The sequence below is a fragment of the Fibrella musci genome (genome assembly GCF_041321105.1).
GTDB lineage: Bacteria > Bacteroidota > Bacteroidia > Cytophagales > Spirosomataceae > Fibrella > Fibrella musci.
In genome coordinates this window covers 62,145-78,907 of sequence record NZ_JBGGWD010000009.1, presented here as the reverse complement: position 1 = coordinate 78,907, position 16,763 = coordinate 62,145, and the positions used below count along the sequence as shown (strand labels likewise).

General features: G+C 45.4%; 20 protein-coding genes and 1 pseudogene. 9 read left to right on the top strand and 12 right to left on the bottom strand.

Going from position 1 to position 16,763, the window contains the following annotated elements; translation table 11 throughout:
- Nucleotides 1-49: 49 nt before the first annotated feature.
- The 7 genes from ACAW74_RS26000 to ACAW74_RS25970 all read right to left on the bottom strand — a co-directional run bounded on the left by ACAW74_RS26000 (nucleotide 50) and on the right by ACAW74_RS25970 (nucleotide 4,612).
- Nucleotides 50-391: a pepsin/retropepsin-like aspartic protease family protein gene (locus tag ACAW74_RS26000; RefSeq protein WP_370701192.1), complete on the bottom strand. Its 342-nt coding sequence runs from the start codon at nucleotides 389-391 to the stop codon at nucleotides 50-52.
- A 145-nt stretch (nucleotides 392-536) separates the two neighbouring features.
- Nucleotides 537-1,268, bottom strand: coding sequence for a hypothetical protein (locus ACAW74_RS25995; RefSeq protein WP_370701191.1), 732 nt, complete (start codon nucleotides 1,266-1,268; stop codon nucleotides 537-539).
- Between the two features lie 58 nt (nucleotides 1,269-1,326).
- Nucleotides 1,327-1,650, bottom strand: coding sequence for a hypothetical protein (locus tag ACAW74_RS25990; RefSeq protein ID WP_370701190.1), 324 nt, complete (start codon nucleotides 1,648-1,650; stop codon nucleotides 1,327-1,329).
- A gap of 50 nt (nucleotides 1,651-1,700) precedes the next feature.
- Nucleotides 1,701-2,468, bottom strand: coding sequence for a PD-(D/E)XK nuclease domain-containing protein (locus tag ACAW74_RS25985; protein ID WP_370701189.1), 768 nt, complete (start codon nucleotides 2,466-2,468; stop codon nucleotides 1,701-1,703).
- A gap of 53 nt (nucleotides 2,469-2,521) precedes the next feature.
- Entirely contained in the window at nucleotides 2,522-3,379 is an 858-nt protein-coding gene (locus ACAW74_RS25980) for an AbiJ-NTD4 domain-containing protein (RefSeq protein ID WP_370701188.1), read from the bottom strand.
- 47 nt (nucleotides 3,380-3,426) lie between these two features.
- Entirely contained in the window at nucleotides 3,427-4,095 is a 669-nt protein-coding gene (locus ACAW74_RS25975) for a hypothetical protein (protein ID WP_370701187.1), read from the bottom strand.
- Between the two features lie 121 nt (nucleotides 4,096-4,216).
- Nucleotides 4,217-4,612, bottom strand: coding sequence for a hypothetical protein (locus ACAW74_RS25970; protein WP_370701186.1), 396 nt, complete (start codon nucleotides 4,610-4,612; stop codon nucleotides 4,217-4,219).
- A gap of 57 nt (nucleotides 4,613-4,669) precedes the next feature.
- Between ACAW74_RS25970 and ACAW74_RS25965 the strand changes: the two genes are divergently transcribed.
- The gene (locus ACAW74_RS25965; protein ID WP_370701185.1) at nucleotides 4,670-4,888 is read left to right on the top strand and encodes a hypothetical protein; all 219 of its coding nucleotides are present in this window, start codon (nucleotides 4,670-4,672) and stop codon (nucleotides 4,886-4,888) included.
- Between the two features lie 59 nt (nucleotides 4,889-4,947).
- Here ACAW74_RS25965 and ACAW74_RS25960 read toward each other — a convergent pair whose 3' ends face one another.
- The 4 genes from ACAW74_RS25960 to ACAW74_RS25945 all read right to left on the bottom strand — a co-directional run bounded on the left by ACAW74_RS25960 (nucleotide 4,948) and on the right by ACAW74_RS25945 (nucleotide 7,063).
- A complete protein-coding gene (locus tag ACAW74_RS25960; RefSeq protein WP_370701184.1) occupies nucleotides 4,948-6,093 on the bottom strand; it encodes an RNA-guided endonuclease InsQ/TnpB family protein in 1,146 nt (381 codons plus the stop codon).
- A gap of 4 nt (nucleotides 6,094-6,097) precedes the next feature.
- On the bottom strand, nucleotides 6,098-6,340 hold the full coding sequence (locus ACAW74_RS25955; protein WP_370701183.1) for a hypothetical protein: 243 nt from the start codon (nucleotides 6,338-6,340) through the stop codon (nucleotides 6,098-6,100).
- 102 nt (nucleotides 6,341-6,442) lie between these two features.
- Nucleotides 6,443-6,703 carry a hypothetical protein gene (locus ACAW74_RS25950; RefSeq protein WP_370701182.1) on the bottom strand — a complete coding sequence of 87 codons (261 nt, stop codon included), beginning with the start codon at nucleotides 6,701-6,703 and terminating at the stop codon, nucleotides 6,443-6,445.
- Between the two features lie 141 nt (nucleotides 6,704-6,844).
- Nucleotides 6,845-7,063 carry a helix-turn-helix domain-containing protein gene (locus ACAW74_RS25945; RefSeq protein WP_370701181.1) on the bottom strand — a complete coding sequence of 73 codons (219 nt, stop codon included), beginning with the start codon at nucleotides 7,061-7,063 and terminating at the stop codon, nucleotides 6,845-6,847.
- 189 nt (nucleotides 7,064-7,252) lie between these two features.
- Between ACAW74_RS25945 and ACAW74_RS25940 the strand changes: the two genes are divergently transcribed.
- The 8 genes and pseudogenes from ACAW74_RS25940 (at nucleotide 7,253) to ACAW74_RS25905 (ending at nucleotide 16,199) form a co-directional block, all read left to right on the top strand.
- Nucleotides 7,253-9,292, top strand: a complete 2,040-nt coding sequence (locus tag ACAW74_RS25940) for a leucine-rich repeat domain-containing protein (protein WP_370701180.1) — start codon at nucleotides 7,253-7,255, stop codon at nucleotides 9,290-9,292.
- A gap of 762 nt (nucleotides 9,293-10,054) precedes the next feature.
- The gene (locus ACAW74_RS25935) at nucleotides 10,055-12,181 is read left to right on the top strand and encodes a Mu transposase C-terminal domain-containing protein (RefSeq protein ID WP_370701179.1); all 2,127 of its coding nucleotides are present in this window, start codon (nucleotides 10,055-10,057) and stop codon (nucleotides 12,179-12,181) included.
- 519 nt (nucleotides 12,182-12,700) lie between these two features.
- Nucleotides 12,701-13,330 (top strand): DUF488 domain-containing protein, encoded by a 630-nt coding sequence (locus ACAW74_RS25930; RefSeq protein ID WP_370701178.1) that lies wholly within the window; start codon nucleotides 12,701-12,703, stop codon nucleotides 13,328-13,330.
- 11 nt (nucleotides 13,331-13,341) lie between these two features.
- Entirely contained in the window at nucleotides 13,342-14,154 is an 813-nt protein-coding gene (locus ACAW74_RS25925) for a DUF8758 domain-containing protein (RefSeq protein WP_370701177.1), read from the top strand.
- A 22-nt stretch (nucleotides 14,155-14,176) separates the two neighbouring features.
- Nucleotides 14,177-14,329 (top strand): annotated as a pseudogene (locus ACAW74_RS25920) (HNH endonuclease); the annotation flags it as partial.
- A 36-nt stretch (nucleotides 14,330-14,365) separates the two neighbouring features.
- Nucleotides 14,366-14,908 (top strand): hypothetical protein, encoded by a 543-nt coding sequence (locus ACAW74_RS25915; RefSeq protein WP_370701319.1) that lies wholly within the window; start codon nucleotides 14,366-14,368, stop codon nucleotides 14,906-14,908.
- 54 nt (nucleotides 14,909-14,962) lie between these two features.
- Complete coding sequence (locus tag ACAW74_RS25910; RefSeq protein ID WP_370701176.1) at nucleotides 14,963-15,490, top strand: hypothetical protein; 528 nt, start codon at nucleotides 14,963-14,965, stop codon at nucleotides 15,488-15,490.
- Nucleotides 15,491-15,524: 34 nt separating this feature from the next.
- Complete coding sequence (locus ACAW74_RS25905; RefSeq protein ID WP_370701175.1) at nucleotides 15,525-16,199, top strand: hypothetical protein; 675 nt, start codon at nucleotides 15,525-15,527, stop codon at nucleotides 16,197-16,199.
- A 38-nt stretch (nucleotides 16,200-16,237) separates the two neighbouring features.
- Here ACAW74_RS25905 and ACAW74_RS25900 read toward each other — a convergent pair whose 3' ends face one another.
- Nucleotides 16,238-16,762, bottom strand: coding sequence for a DUF6046 domain-containing protein (locus tag ACAW74_RS25900; RefSeq protein ID WP_370701174.1), 525 nt, complete (start codon nucleotides 16,760-16,762; stop codon nucleotides 16,238-16,240).
- Between the last annotated feature and the right edge of the window lies 1 nt (nucleotide 16,763).

The window sequence follows — 16,763 nt, the reverse complement described above, 5'->3', positions numbered from 1 at the left end:
ATAAAAAGATTAACGAAGCGTAGCCTCCTTTTGTACTTATCCAATTGACTTAAAACACCAATTCAAAGTATCGCTGTTGGCCGTAGTAGTGCAAGGTAAACTTGCGCAGAAACTCAGTACCCAACAATAAGCCAAACTGATACATGGTTGGCATGATCTGACACTTTTGCGTGAACGTATAGTCGGTATCGGCAAAGGTGAAGGTTATAGGATAAAGGGGCGTTTTTACCTCGCCCAACTGAGGGTTGCTGTATGTGTCAAACTCCTCACCCGGTGGCAAATTGAGCAGGTCAATCAGCCTAGGCGAAATCATGCAACGATATGCACCTGTGTCTAAGATAACCGGGATGTTCTCGATGGTTTGCCCCTCGTAGGTTAGGTGGGCTACCATCTCAGGGGTACCCCAAAATGAGCTAAGCGACCCGGTTATCATCCGACGGTTTGAGTCAGTTGATACTACCTCATCTTGCTCTTCATCATCGGGCAGTTGATTGCTCTCCATGTGCTGTCACGTAAAGAATAAAAGGTGTTGGTGTTTAGTGACAAAGGCTACGGTCTACGTACTCTTTGCGGCCTGAGTTCGTCCAGTAGTAACAGCCGCCGCGCGGGCCAAGGTGATACACCTGCTGAGCGCGGCGAACCGGAGCGGCGCGGGGTGTGTAGCTTGTACTAGGCGACGAATACGAATACACGGACGCTTTGCGCGAACTACTACTGCCGCTACTCTGGCGCGTTACCGGGCTGTCGGTTACCTCTACCTCACCCATACTAACCACCGGCTCGACTGGCTTTACCGGGGCGGGTTTAGGAGTAACCGTAGGCTGTTCTTTTGGGCGATCCGTGAGCACGATCAGCGTTTGCCGCAAGAGCACCTCGTTACTTTTCAGGTTTTCGACCTGCACATTCAGAGTAGCCAACTGGCTTCGGAGGTTGCCGTTTTCCTGTCGCAGGTCAGTTAGTTGAGTCTTGAGCGCGTTTAGCTCCTCCCGTAGGGTAAGGTAGTTTGTACGCATCTCCGTGTATCCGGCCTGTAGCTGTTCCCGCTCCTGAATAGCGGCGTATTGGGCCTCTTTGGCCTCTTGGGTTTGCTGGCGCTTTTGGTCACCGTAAGCGTCAACAGTGCGTTTGACCTCAACGACTTGACCAACGGCCTCAGGTATGCTACTGGGTGTTCGTATAGTAGAGTTAGGATGGGTAGCGGCAATCTTTTGCCCAAGTTGCATGCATGAGGTAAGGCCACACAGGGTAAGAAGGTACAGGTATTTCATAGGGTAGGAATATGATAGTACAACAGGATAGGCCCAATCGAGACTAACAACATGCTTGCTACACATCGGGAAAATCAAACAGAACTACCTGAGCGGTAGGATGCTTACCCGCTAGCATCGGCTCTCCGCCAATAACCCCACGAGTAGTAGTACAGACCAGATAAACCGTTCCTGCATCAAAAATGGCCATAACTGGTTCCTGGTTGGACGTGGATACTTCGCCTACGGTGTCGGTTATCCGCTTGCCATTGTGATCAAAGCTTATAGAGTAAATGCGCGAATCGTTGATGGTGTGGCCCTGCCCTTTCATAAAGGCTTTGATGCCTTGATAAACACTTTCTGCTCCATCCTCGGACCGAACGTATGGCACAAAGAATTTCATGTCTTTCTTGGTGATAAGCCTGCGCTTCACAGGCGAGACAAATAATATGATTAAGGTCTAATATAAACCCGCACCTTTAAATCGCCTTCCTCTCGGCTCAGGTCGTTTTCTATACCTCTAGGGTTTCTGACGTAACCATCAGGATCATAGACGAAACACAATAATATTTCGCAGTTTGGGTGACTTTGGTATCTCTCGATGTCAACGATCAATTGTTCTCCCAGTTCTTTTACAGTTAGGCTAGAACGGGTTTTTTTGACTTCAATTACAATCTTGAAATCCCTAAGCAGAAAGTCCATGCGGCTACTACTACCTGCATGGCTGGGCGTCCACTCTTCGGCCCGTATGTCATCGAAGTCAAGTAATAAGAGTGTGTGTAGCACATCCTGTACGTCATATTCATCCTTGATGTCAATCGTATCCCGGTTGCCGTGTCTGCTCCTTAATTGCCTAGCAACTAGATGAAACCTATCAAACAGCTTATATAGCAAGGCAATCGGGTCAATGGTCTGTTCAGCCTTGGGTTGCTTGAGCAAGCCTAGGTTGGCATCTTCCAGCAAAGATTCGAGAATCTTGATACCGGCCATTACTGATTTTTTAGAATGGCTTCGTAAGTCATTGCTAAATGAGATCAGGTACTGATTATCGTTTGACAAATTGTCTTGCAGATATTGTATTACCTGTAATTTCCAAAGCTTAAACTCTTGACTGTTAACATACTGGTCTGTATCAAACAAGAAAGATGACTGAGAGTCTTTTGTGTTTAAAACTTGTTGTCCCTTCTTAATAAGCTGTTCAAGCCTTTCGACGGTTAGCATTTTTTAGGCTAGTAAGTGAGATTATAGTTTTGTCCCTGAACAGTAGTACCGTACTATAGAGCCTGCTTCTCCTTAATGTAATTGATGAACGATGAGCAGACGACCAGCATGAATTTGGCATCTTCGTGGTTTACCTCGATGTCATTTTCTAACAGCGCGTGGCGTATGCCGCCGCTTTCGCTGGTAAATCCGTACAGAGAGGACAACGCATTCTTAAACCCTTTTTGGAGGCCGTGCTTGCGCTCGATTTCATTCAAGGCCTTGCCAAGGGTGGCCTTCTCATCCTTAAGCATGAGCTTGCAGTAAGCCTCCACTGCTGAAATGGATTCCTTCACCGAGTTGCGGTAGTCGGGCTGCTGCTTATTCGTTAGAAAGCTCAGTGCGGCGTCAAGGTGGACTTGAACCGGCTCTTGTTTGTCGGCATTAACGCTGGCCTGTTCAATAGCTTGAATCTCTTCGTCAGTTGTTACCTGGGCGATCCTGTTGTTGACAATCCGGTAAGCTGAATGCTCCATTCGTAAGATAGCATTGCACCGTACTTCAAAAACTCGGTTTTTCTCGCTTACTGCCAATTCAGCAATGAACTCAATAAAGTCGTATACCTTGTCCCAAGTGGACTTGTAAAACCACTCCCGAACAAGGGCTATCGTTTTTTCGCAGTTAATCCTTCTGGTATCATTGAACCATATTGTAGGGGCTTGGTCGATTGCGTATTTGAAAAACGATACCCATATAGCACGGCAAACGTTGCCCCTTTGTGACTCACGGTGATATTGGGTGTTATTATCAAGCGGTTCGAGAAAAAATTCTAGTACTGTGTTCCACAGTCCATTAAGCAAAGCCGAATCAATTGATTCAAGCTGCATAGCTTCCCGAACAGGGCTTTTCCCAATTCTTTGTGAAAATCGCATATGTATTGTAGTAGTGAACGACAACTAACAAGAATTATCAATTCTTGTTAGTTGACCCTTCCTATGAAATTCAGAACACCTTGATACATCAAATCGACTTGCTCTTTCGTGTATTCGACATACTTACCGTGGGCAGCTTTATTGCGTAAATCAAGCCAAGCCGTTACTTGTTTTTGGTCTAATGCATTGTATACTAAAGCCTTGGCTAAGTCTGCATTCAGTAAATCTGCCCGCTTAGGAACAGGCTTGCCGTCTTTGATGACGTATGTATCAACCCCGTTGTTTTGGGCTACTCGCCGTAAGTGTTCTTCCAGAACACTACCAATCATGACAGCGGCAGGGTCCTTGTAGCCTTCGGTGAGTAAGTGATCGGCCATGTCCATGAAGTCACTGAATACCTCGGCGGACACAATACCGGCTAGGTCATTGAGCCATCCATTATTGAGTGCCTCTTTAACAGAACTTATAATGGCCTTACCAGCTTCGACGTACTGATAGCGAGCCGATACACATCGATGAACGAACTGCTGATAGAAAGGATGTTTTTCGCCCACCAAGTCTGTCAGCAGCGAAAGTGATTTGACATAGAATGCCGTGAAATGACCTGGGTTATAGTGTCTGACGTTATCGCTATCAGTCGTACTATAAAAATCTAGAGTTTGAATACTGGCTTCAATATCTCCCAATCTTGCCTTGAACAAATCTAGCTTAGCCATAAACAACTCTGAATCAAGATTAAATAGCCTTTAAGGCAGATAAATACACCTGTTGTTTATCAGGATATTTCTACGGCTAGAAGCACAAGGGATACAGCCCGATCCGGAAAAATCCAATCCGCTACTTTTTTTCCTGCTGATTCAACATCCGCTCATAAGCCTCAATAGTTTTTTTCTGAGCGGCGATAATTTCTTGCTGGAGCTTGATTTTTTCTTCGAGATCGGGGTCAACCTGGTTCGTCTTGCCATAAGGCGACTGTGGCTCATTCAATGAATAGCCTGTCAGGGTTTTTCCGTACCCTTCAAAGAAGTAGGCGAGGGGCTTATTTACGGCACTAGCGATCTCGGTCAGCACTCCCACTTTCATGTCTTTCGCGCTTAGGCGTTCATCTAGCGATTGTGGCGTTATGCCTAAGCTACGCGCTACATCAGAGAGACGCGTGCCGGAGGCGACAATCTTTTCCTTTACGTATTGGCCGGTCATCAGGTTTTTTCTTGAAGAAAGTTGAGCGATCATTTGGATTGTATCAGGGTTTTTCTTTAAACTTGTCTCACAATTCTAGGACAAACGTACATGGAAACACTTGATGAAATCAAGAGGCACCTACGCCACGGCGACCACATACGCATCGCCATTGGCCTGTGTATGACGGTGGAAAACATGCGTAAGACGCTGCAACGGCCTACGGCCACGCGGTACGGTGCTGTAGTCGATGCCATGCGAACGCAAGCCGAAGAAAACATTCGCCTGGGCATTAGTCCGGTTCAGGTTCCTACTCCCGCCACCGTTTGACATCCTCCCCTATGCCTAAAGCTAGAAGATTCTCAGACTAAAATCCAGTCTAAGACGGTTCACACTTCACAGCAACCTGCCCCCAACCCTTCCAGGTTAGCTGGTCTTCCAGTCACTCCATGCGCTGACACGGTCTGCCCGACCGCCAGAATATTTTTCGCCGCGTTTAGGTCGCGGTCGTGTTGTGTATTACAAGTTGGACATTGCCACTGGCGAATACGCAAGGGCAACTCAGCAATGACGTAGCCACAACACGAACAAGTTTTGCTGCTAGGATAGAAACGATCAACTACTACTAGTCTTTTACCTCGCCATGCGCACTTATAAGCCAGCATGGTGCGGAATTGTCCAAACGAGGTATCGATGATGTGCTTAGCCAACTTGCGATTTTTGATCATACCACGCACATTGAGGTCTTCAATGGCGATGATATCAAAACGACGAACTAGTGAGGTCGTTACCTTGTCCAGATGGTCTTTGCGAGTAGCCGCGATCGTTTCGTGTAGCCGGGCTACTTTAACGCGCTGACGGTTCCACCGCCCTGAACCTTTGATTCTTCGGCTCAAGATACGGCTTGCTTTTGCCAGTCGCTTTTGGTGTTTTTTTGTATGGCGGGGATTGTTGATTGTTGAACCGTCAGAGAGTGTAGCTAGGTGGCTAATTCCCAAGTCAATCCCCACAGATTGGTCCGTCAAGGCGTACGGTGTAAGCACCTCATCTAAGCAGAGCGTTACATAGTATTTGCCCGTCTGGGTCTTGATGATGGTTACGGTAGAGGGTTTCGATGTAAAGGAGCGCGACCAGCGCACTTTCAAAGGGCCAATTTTGGCCAGTGATAGTACACTACCCTCGTATTTGAATGCTGATGCAGTGAATTCTGCCGACTGTCTATCTCGCTTGCTTTTGAAGTGAGGAAACTTACCCCGGCCTGCGAAAAAATTACCATATGCAGCGTCTAAATGCCTAAGTACCTGTTGAGTAGGGACGCAAGAAACCTCCTTAAGCCATTTGTATTCGGGTGCTTTCTTAAGTAAGGTGAGGGCAGCACTGGACTGTTTATAATTGATTTTTTCGCCCCGCTGGCGGGCGGCTATTCGTTGATCTAGTCCCCAATTATACACATACCGCACGCAGCCAAACACCTTAGCTAGCTCAGCTTGCTGGGCCGGAGTTGGATAGGTGCGGTATGTATAACGGACTTTCATGGATCTACTTGCTTATCGTGTCTTCAAACTGAGCCAACTGAGCGGGGTCTACCTCGCACAGGGCCGCCCCTAGGGTGTAGTGCAGCGTGGAGAGCGCCTCAAGCGTCACCTCGCTTTCCCCGGCGTGGTCGAGCACAAAGCGGCTCACGAGCATCAGGCTTTTCAACAGGGCCAAGTGGGTGGTAAGGGGAGCCAGCCCGGTGGGCTGCACCTCGATAATGATCTTTTCATTCTCAAAGCGTACCATCAGACATAGGTGTTTACAGGGTGAAAGAAACACACGGTGGGGGCAGGTGCCCCCGTACCGTGCGGACTCGTTCAACAGATCATCTCAGTAATAAGAGGGTGGCTACGCTTGAGGTAGCAGGTCGTGGGCGGCTAGGGCTTCCATGACTAAGGGGTCCATGCGGTCTAAAACCCGCGCCAGCGCGGCTTGCAGGTGAATCTCGCCCATGGTAGCGGAATAGCCGTAGTAGAGCCGGAAGTGAGGGTTGGACAGCGTCAGCACAATGTTCTGTAGCGTGTCTACCTGTTGTTGCAGGGTGGGCAGGGGTTGAGCCGCTGGCTCAAAGGGGCTTGCCAGAGTGGCAGGCCGGGCGTAAGTTTGCATGGTCTTACTGCGATAAGTGGTTTGACTCCGGCCCCTTCGCTTCTGTCCGCCAAGATTGAGAGCGTTGGGGCCTTCTTATTATTTAGCTTCTGTAAATATAAGCCATATTCTAATATATTCAAAGTTAAGTTGCAAAAAAAACTACGATAGACTCATTTTAAGGTTTAAGCCTATAGCCTTGACAATTTTGTTTATTGTTAATAGTGATAGGTTGGCCTGACCGCTTTCGTAACGGCTATACGTTCCTTCTGACACATTGAGTACATCAGCAACTTCTTTTTGAGTTAGCCCCTTTGATCTACGCGCTTCGCGAATCATTTCGCCAACTTGCTGCCTGATGTCGTCTTGATGGATTGTCATTGTGTTTGAGAGAAAGAGTAATAGATTGTACACCAAAGTTAAGAGGGGCTTTACTCTGTGTTGAGACTGAAGAAGAGAAGCAATGTGATCTCAAAGTTGTAACTGACTGACAATCAGCTTTAATATTTTTTTTATTTAACACTTACAACAGTCTATATTTATAACTTTTAACCACAGGCCTTTCACGTGATGAACAATTTAGTAAAAATAAAAATAGAACAAGCCATCAATGACAATTCGCACATCTTAGATTTGTCACATATGCACCTAGAAAAGATAGATTTCTTAGAGTACATGGATTATGATCTTTCTTCTATCAACTTTTTGAGCATAAGTAATAACAATCTAAAAAATATACCTAATAGCATAGCAAGGTTCAAAAACCTAGTTCAATTGATAATAAATGATAATGAGTTAATTGAGTTTCCTGAATATTTATATACAATGAGGAGTTTGAGAGAAATTGATGCAAGCTCCAACAAATTAACTTATATAAGTAAAGGCCTTGCAAGATTAACTAGACTGTCAGAGCTAGACTTGAGCCACAACTTATTGGAGTCACTACCTACCAATATGGAAAGGCTTTCTCTGCTTTATAATCTTAATTTACACGGAAATAAATTAGTAGATATACCGCCCGCATTATTTCGTATGAACAATCTTGGTGTTTTAAATTTGTCAAATAATAAAATAGAAAGACTACCTGTCAAGTTAGGAGACAAATCCCGAATTTTTGACCTAGATTTGTCCGATAATTTCCTGTGCGACTTGCCAGAAGATTTTAGTGGATTAAAAGTTCTGCGCAACTTAAATTTAAGCAATAATAAATTAGAATCAATACCAAATTCAATTTATGAACTCACCTATTTATCTGACCTTGATTTGGAAAAAAATAAATTAACTCACATAGACAGTAAGATTGATAATCTTAAAAATTTACAAGACTTAAATCTTGATTATAATCAAATAAAATCGCTTCCACCATCTATAGGCAACCTTAAAGAATTGCTGAGTCTTTCAATTAGCAATAATAATCTAACCAATGTGCCTGATTCTGTTTGCGGGCTATCAACACTGATTAATTTTAATCTTGGATATAATCACTTAGCAGAGCTACCAGCAAATTTAAAAAATTTGGGAAATCTGGGGACCTTCAATCTTCGAGGAAATAGATTAGAGTCTGAAATAGAACAGATTAGAGAGCTTAATAATCCTGATTTGATGATGGATTATAGAGATAATCCCTTTTTAGAGAAAGCATTAATGCGCTTGTATAAATTCACAAAAATATGGTCTGACATTCCTATGCACTTACGAGAAATTATAAAAGTATATTTTAGTGGATTTAATATATTTTACTCTCAAAGGACTCAAACATATATAGAATTTAATGTTACTAATACTAATGATGGTTTGTCATTCGAGATCGAAGTGAATGAGACTGTAGACCCAAATACAGTAGATAATCTGCTTAGTGAATATTACGGTATATTAAAAGAAAAAATCAGAGAAGGTGCTGAAACCGGGGTTGTCTACCCCCGGTCTTCAGATGATCCAGCGGACTTCTTTGCCCAAGTTCAAGCGACGAATTTTGCGCAAAATGCCTCAATTGTGAAGTTTAGAGTTAAAGAAAATATATCTGACAAAGACATTTTAAATCTTATCAATTTTACCATTGATAAGATGGAAAGCGATTTTAGATGCGCGTTACGGACTATCAGTAAGCAGTTGACAGAGGGGCAAGAATATAAACGATCTCACGCTCTTCTACAAGGTAAGATCGAAGCTCAGAATGAAGAGTTAACTAGCCGACGCATTGAGGCGAATGTAAGAGCAAGTCAACCTATAAACATTTCGGTTACGCAAACACAATCTGTGCATATTCAACATGATTCTGGGGATACATTAAGCGAAATAAGAAGATTGCTTGATCCTTATATAAGCGATTTTCAACGTCGTGAAGGTGCAGATTTACAAAAAGAGGTGGATAACGTATCCGAAAAAGTAGAGATACCTCAAAGCGAGAAAAAATCAATCGGCAAGCGTCTTAAGCGCTGGCTTGAAAATGTCAAAGAAGCAACTAAGACAGCAAAAGAGGCTGGTGCAGTTGGATCAGATGCCATTGAGAGTTTTAATAAGTTGAAAGACTATGCAACTAACGTCCTTGCTGACCCTAGTGTAATTGAGGCAATCGATAATATCAAACAAGCTTTTGAAAGTGCTTCCTAGTGCGATTCTTGTTTACCGGTGCTCTGAGTGGTTCACTCAGCTTGATTACTTTACAAAGTCATGACCTTTAAGCAGCAACGCCTTAGCCAGCGCAACCAGGCTATGCGTGAGCAGTACCAGGCGCGATTCGCTGAGGGTATGCGCTCAGAGGTAATCTACGCTGAGTTGTCGAGAAAGTACTTTCTGTCCTTAGATACGGTCCAGAAGATCATTTGGCAGCGGGGGCACTACCGGGCTATTCCTAGCGCTGCTTGATCTATTTTGATGACTGAGGCTAGTAAAAGCCATTAGCAAACCTGTCTCTACATACAGCAAATGCAAAAGCACCACAGGCTCTGTCTATGGTGCTTTTGCATTTGTAATACCCTCATAGACTCAGGTTTAACCGACTGTTAGTTGTCTTGTATACATGGCATTGCAGCCATAGAGACTGATGTGGTGCTAGTAGCCACCTACGACAACCTAGCATTAATACAATTATTGATTTTTATCAGTATTATGATTTATATTATCAGTGTTTTTATTTATGATTGTCTTGTTGATAATAGACAGAATAATGAGGACACTTCTTAAAATCAGAAGGCACTTACGAGGTAGCTACCAGCTACGGGTCACATCTAAGGTGGCTGTGCTAGTGGAAAACATACATAGCACCCTACCACGATCACTATCGTATTGCTGTGGAGAGGTCGTCAAGTTCGTGCGCAGAGCCGCTCAAACGAACGTCCTATTCGGACTTAGTCTCGCCAAAACGCCCACCGTATGAAAATTGTAGCCGACAACTGGTATGTGTCGTTCCGTGAGCTAGTTGAGCATTGCGACGTCGCTGAAGTGACCATCAAACAAGGTCACCAGCGCGGCTCAACCAACTGGCAACTGATCCCCGATCCGGACGATAAGCGTAAGCGCCTGATCCGGTATGACACCCTGGCCCCTCGGTATCAAGCCCTGGTCCGCAAGAACCTCTGCAAAGGGCTAGAACCCCACGAGGTTAAAATTGTCAAAGCGGACGCAGTTTTGAGCGAACGGTCGTTAAGTGAACTGCTCAATCTGGCAATCACTGATGGCTACAAACGCCTACAGGGACTTTACACCACGGATTGCTCCAAACGCAACAAGAGCCTGGCCAGAGCGGCGGCAATCGTGGAAACCATCGGCCGGTACGTGGTCGACAACCGGCTCGGCTGGAAGTCATACGGGCCATTCGAGGAAGCGGTTAAATGGCTGGAGGAAAACTGGAGCGACTATTCACGGTGGAAGGACGTACCCATGACCAAAATCCGGCTCAAGGAGAAGGTCATGCTTCGGATGGTTGGCACTGAGCGAATGCAGGAGTTGAACTCAGCACCCGGTCCGGTGGCGATCACCGAGGTGGTGGCGCTGAAACGCGAAGACAATCAGAACCGTGAAAAGTTCATCAACAGCTTTCCGCAACCCCTCGCCTGGGCGATGCAACTGGCGACGCTTGGCTCTGATCAGGGCGGCAACCCTAACTACTCGGACGCGCACATTATCCGGATCGTGTCGGAGTGCTGCGAGATGCAGGGCATCGACGTGCCAGCCCGGTCCTGGTTTACCAACCTGTTTGCCAAGCCGAACATCAAGCGGATTCGGTCGCAATACCGGTGGGAGAAAGGCTCACGCCACGCTACCAAGTACGAAAGCTACCGGCCTATTGAAGGGGCAACCCACGCGGGCGATTGCTGGATGATGGATGGCACCCGGATCAACTTCATTGATCATACGTCGCCCGATGGTAGTCAAGAGTCGCTATACATCGTGGTTGTTTACGACGTGTATTCGGGGGATGTGCTCGGCTGGACATGGTGCTACAATGAAGACCATGTCGCCTACGTAAACGCCCTTAAAATGGCAGTTCAGACGGCTGGTTATCTGCCGTTTGAGTTGGTTTTTGACAAGTTTCCGGGCCACAACACCGATCAGTGGGGCTATCAGGAGCGGGGCAAAAAACTAAACGGCGTATGCAAGCAACTCGACAAACGAGGCGTTCATCTGACTTGCACCGTCGAGGCGTCTGGTAAGGCACCGGTTGAACGCTGGATTTCAACCTTCCAAGATGTTTTCCTACAAAATTCGGCCTACTACTACGGCCAGGGTGTGAAGTCTAGCAACAAAGCAGCACACCGCACCTCGGATTATCTAAAGCAGATTACCCGCGTCGCCCGCGACGAAAACTTCGACTTCAATGCCGCCTGGCGCGAAGCTGAATACTGGTTGCAAGCCTACCGCCTGACGCCCTACGCGGACTATTCACGGTCAAAATCGATCCTCGACGTGTGCCCCAAACTTCGGCATGAGCAAAGCAAACGGCCCCTTTGTATCGAGGTACGTACCGAAGAGGTTGTAGACATTTTCTGGCTGACCAAACCTCTGCAAATCAACCGGGACATTATCAAAATGAGGGTGTTCGGCCAGGATGTTTTCTACCCGATTCAGCCAGAATATGCGACGCTAAAGCACTACGACGAGGTGTCAGTCCGCTACGATGAAACCGACCTGTCGGGCGTCTACGTGTTCAGCAAAACCGGCGAGTTTTTAGCCTATCTGGAGCAGGGGAGCAAGACGAAGCGGTACGGCATCGACAAGCCCAGGGCCAATAAAGAACGTTTGAGTTACATCGCGGGCCAACAGGCGATACAGGCCGATAAAGACACCGAACTGGCGCGCATGCGCGAAGGCGGTGACGACGTGCGCTTCCTGATGGGACCCCGTAACCCGAAAGCCCTGCGTGAGGCCGCTGAAAGCTCCCAGCGAGCCGAACTGGTCTCCGCTCAGATGAGCGCTCGTTACCCTAAGAAAACCCCGCAGATGGAACCTGTGGACATAGTAGTATTTAACGTGGAAGAGCTGGTAAGGGCGCAGTATTGATTGAGAGTCTTCCCTACCACTTTGAGAATAGGCTATCAACACATAGTTATAGTACAGCCTTGCCCAACCCGTGAGCAGTGCACCTCTCCCACAACTCCCCTTAAATTGGCTAAGGAATAAGTACAGTTTCAAAGTGACCAACCTGTATGCACAACTCATAATATACTATATTTTGATTGTATTATATCATTCAGAGTTATTCTATAAACGTAGCTTTGCACTTGAGTTAAATGATTGTGCTTTCACGAAGCAAGCCAGCATATGATGTATTACAGGAGAAAGGTTCTACTATCTATCCTTGAAGCTTTTGGAGGAGAACTAGGTAAGATAGACTTACAAAAGCTACTCTTAATCTATACGCGCTACCAACCTAAGCCATCCTACGACTTTCTGCCCCATTATTACGGTTGCTACTCGTTTCAATCTCACTATGACCTGAGAGCATTGAAGACGTACGGCTATATAAATGAGACCGACAAGCAGTGGAAACTCCTTAAAAAGGGTACGTATTCCTCACTTTTGAAAAAGCCCGACCAAGACTACCTTAAGTTTTTACGTAGACAATATGCTTCACACACTACTGATGATCTCATAAGGGCTACTTATCTATCAGAGCCCTATTACGCGATCAGAAGTACTATCGCACATAAAGTCCTCAATACTAGCGAACTAGATAGAATTAAGCGCTACAAGCCCCAGAAGTCAGGCATTAAGCTCTTTACGCTTGGCTATGAGGGGATATCCATAGAAACGTATTTTAACAAACTGATTACCAATGACATTAAAGTATTATGCGACGTTAGAAGGAATCCGCTCAGCCAAAAGGTTGGCTTCTCTAAATCAGAGCTAAAATACATTTGTGAGGCTATGGGCATAGCCTACGTGCACATCCCTCAACTAGGTATAGCAAGCGAAAAAAGGCAAAGCTTGGAATCGCAGAAGGACTACAATCTACTGTTTGAGGACTATGAAAAGAACCAGCTAATAAATCAATCAGAATATATAGAGCATATACTAAGCATATTACAAAAGGAAGAACGAATAGCATTAACTTGCTTTGAAGCTTCGTACTTACAGTGCCATCGTAGCAGGATCGCTAATGCGGTGACCAAGTTAAACGACTGGGAGTATGAGCTTATTCACATCTAACTCCTTTTGTAATGGCCCTGACCAGAGTCCTCATTGCGGTGAAGACCTATCCTTCAATTTCAACTACCTATGATGAACTAGTCTGCACGGCGGGTTTCCTAGAAGACGGCAGTTGGATACGCATCTATCCCATTCAGTTCAGAGACCTAGATTATTCGCAGCAGTATAAGCGATACGATTGGATTGAGATTGACCTAGTCAAGAACACCAAAGACTTTCGGCCAGAGAGTTATCGGCCAAGAACCATTGACGTTAACGCAACCACTGTTGGTCATATCGGTACCGAGAAGGATTGGCAGGAACGCAGGGAGATTGCCTTAAAAAATGTCTACACGAGCTTAGACGCGATGATTGCTGATGCTAAGGACAAAAGTAAGAATATGTCCTTGGCCGTTTTCAAGCCTACCAAGATTACAGGCTTTAAGATCAAGGCGGTAGACCGTGAGTGGGCCAAAAATAAGCGTGATCAGATGCAGCAAATGAACGTCTTTATTCAGCGGAAGTCCAGCAAAGAGCTTGTACGAAAGCTGCCCTACAAGTTCAGCTATGTATTTGAAGACGAAAATGGGAGAGAGAGCACGTTGATGATTGAAGACTGGGAGCTTGGTGCTCTGTTCTGGAAGTATGAGGATGAGCAGGAGGCTTGTCAAAAGGTCCAGCAGAAGTACTTCGATGACCTAGCAATGACTAAGGATATTCACTTTTTCATGGGCACTACGCTTGCCAATCATCACAAATCAATTAATCCCTTTATTATCATTGGCACGTTTCACCCGACATATCCCAAACCCCCCAAGGTATCACCTCAACTAAGTCTATTTTAATAGTAGTTACAGACGTATTGATATGAATAGATGCATATTCTGTCTTACTACGGACTCGACAAAGTTTAATACTATTGAGCATATATTACCGGAATCACTTGGTGGAGGAGATTGGGCAATTCTTCCGCCAGGTCTTTTTTGTGATAGTTGCCAAAATAGATTCGGCTCTGCAATTGAGCAACAAGCTCTAGGAGACTATCCCTTTGTCAACATGCGTACGATACTAGGGATACCCACAAAGAAGAAAAAAGCACCTTGGTTTAAGTACTGGGAAGGAGAATTACATTCTGGTGGCCAACCAGGCGTAATCTCGTATGAACCGAATGCGTTTTTTAGAAAGGCTTTTGAGTCAGGGCAGAAAACGCTAACAATCATACCAGCTATGACTGAAAAGCCAGACATGCTTCTACGGACGCTTTTAAAGATTGGCCTTGAGGTAATTGCAGCAAACGATAGAAGTATAGTATTTGAAGATCGCTTTGATCCGGCAAGGAATTATGCTCTAAAGGGTTTAAAAAATTTTCCTTGGTTTTATATTCAGAAGGAAAACACGAAACTACTAAATCTATATCTCAAGCGTGTTGAATGGGAGGATACGCATTGTTTTATGGACGTTCACTATGAGGACAATGGATTAGTCTACTTGCATATGAGAACATACTATCTTGAATTTATTGTCCCCTTAGTTGAAAATGTATCCTTAGAACAAGATGCGACTTTTAACGAGCCGGAAGAAAGACTAGTTGTGGTGTAGTTAGGGTATCGCTTTAGAAAGAAATTTGCTTGTCAGGCATAAAAGAAAACGAATATGGCAAAGAGCATAGTTGACCTACAAACTGCATTAGCAATTGCGTTAGCGAGTATCCCAGCCCTGCTCACGGTGTTATGGAGTATCTGGCAACATAACAAGAGAGTAGATGACCTTCGAGATCTTCTTCGGGCCGAAATTAAGAGCAGCGGAAGCGAAATCCTTTTGGCGGTTGAAGGTGCAAAGCAAAAGATTGAAACCATCTCTTCAAAAGTTACTGGCCTTGAAGAGGATATTAAAAGATCTTTAGCCGGTATTGATTCAATTAATCAAAACTCTAAAGAAGCTACCCGTTCTATTATTGAAAACGCCATTAAGCTACGCTCAGTTAGCAATGATATTTCTGAACAAAAAAGGGATAAAACAGAAATTAGGCAGAATCTTTCGAACTTTGAAAAAATAGTATCAGAGATGGAAAAGTCATTAAATGCAACACTCCGTGTGTTTGAATCGCGACTCTTAGAGATTGAAAAAGAGCACACTAAAAAGTTAGATGAGTATATTAGGGAGTTGAGAGATAAGAAATAAGTGAAGTCTTTTTATTGTTTTCGAAGGGTTATTCATGACCAATATTGGTACTCTTCCTCAATTCTATGTATTAACACCAGCAGTCGTTTCGCCAATTCCCATGAAGCAAATTTTAGACATCCTACAAAGTTCTATATTTCAGATACTTAGCGCCGTTACGGCTCTCCTTTCCTTCTGGGTTCTTGACTGGCCCAGCATCTGGCAGAAGCTCAATAAAGGCTTTAGGGTGACATTCTGGCAAGTCGCATTGATTGTTATAGCCTTCGTAATAACTTATATGCTTAAAGAAACTTCAAGCCAACAAATAAGCCCACAAAGGACAGTGCAAGACTATACCTTGGCCCCATCACCGATTGAGAGGGTTACCGGCAAAGACTTCGGCAGGGAATATGTTATAATCGACAACAAGCAATTTTACAAATGCAACTTTGACGGTACACAGCTCTCTTACCGGGGGGATGGCCCGGTTTACTTTAAAGATTGTACGATGAGTCAGCCCGATATAACCTTTGTGGGTAATGCGGGCCGAATGCTGGCTTTTCTTGCTGGCTGTTATAAAGCCGAAAGCCCTCTTGCAATAAAGATGGTAACGGACACTTTACTGTTTAACTTGAGGCAAGGGCGCGTCCTTTCACTTCCGCCTCCTGATTACATTAGACAGCAGTATCAGCCGACATTAATTATGCCTCACTTACTTCGACCTCACTGATTACTTAAGACAGGTTGATCAGTAAGGGTTGTCGGCTCCTACGCCAGCACACCCGACGGAGCGGAAGCGTCCAGCGGTTTGCCAAAGTTAAGGGCGGCAGTGACGGGCCTGTTGGGAGTTATGAGCAGTTCAATGTCGCTGTCAGAGGAGCCGCTAAAGGTGTACTGCTGGTTTTCCACCCCTGGCGTAAACGGAAACTCCCAGCTTTCGACAACCAGTTGGGTAATGCCCAGAGGGGCCAAGATCTCGCTCAGGATGTAGAGGGGTTGGCCCAGCCGTAGATGCCGGTCAAGCCGCTCGACATCCTCTTCCGGGTACGTATCCTCCTCACCCTGAAACAGACCCGATACGCTAATCTGGTAATCGTCTACGCTCCATTGCTCTTTGACCGTACCGGCCCGATTGGTTGAGGAGTTGACCTGTCGTTTGATGATGGTCTTTGAGGCCCGGATGCTGATGGTGGGTTCGATGGGCAGTGTCCAGTACTCGCCAGTTTGTTTCAGGCGAATGCCAACCGGACAGCGCATGACTATGCCGGTATGGGGAACGAGGGCAGTTTGCATT